The 349-nt window shown below is 59.6% G+C and carries 2 pseudogenes; one reads left to right on the top strand and one right to left on the bottom strand.

Annotated elements, in window-relative coordinates:
* A pseudogene (locus tag KP705_RS21720) lies at nucleotides 1–257 on the top strand (hypothetical protein); the annotation flags it as partial.
* Here the strand turns inward: KP705_RS21720 and KP705_RS19900 are convergent.
* Nucleotides 239–349: pseudogene (locus KP705_RS19900) on the bottom strand (transposase); the annotation flags it as partial. The pseudogenes KP705_RS21720 and KP705_RS19900 sit on opposite strands and share 19 nt — an antisense overlap.

Here is a 349-nt window from a genome sequence, read left to right as displayed (position 1 = left end):
CGTTTGCAGCGATGCGCGCGCAAGGACCGTTGCCTCTGGCGATCAATGCTACGGCTGACACGTTCCTTTCTCAACGGCGTGCAGTGCTGGAAACCGCGCTGAACCGGGTGACGGCTCTTGCCAGGAAGGGCGAGTTGTCACAGGTCCGGAGTGATGCACATGGTCGTGTGATTTCGCCTCTGAAAGCAATTACACCCCCTGCTCGGGAAGAGTTGAGGCGGGCGGCTTACGCCCGGCTGCCACGCATCAAGATTACTTCAAGGAGCAGCCAGGCCGTTTTGGCATCAGGAACACGATCTGAAAGCCCCAGGCCGAGGAAGCGCATGAACGACAGGCGGTCGTTGATCAG

Source organism: Gluconobacter sp. P1D12_c, assembly GCF_018812105.1.
Classification (GTDB): Bacteria; Pseudomonadota; Alphaproteobacteria; order Acetobacterales; family Acetobacteraceae; genus Gluconobacter; species Gluconobacter oxydans_A.
This window is presented reverse-complemented; position numbering and strand designations above follow the sequence as displayed.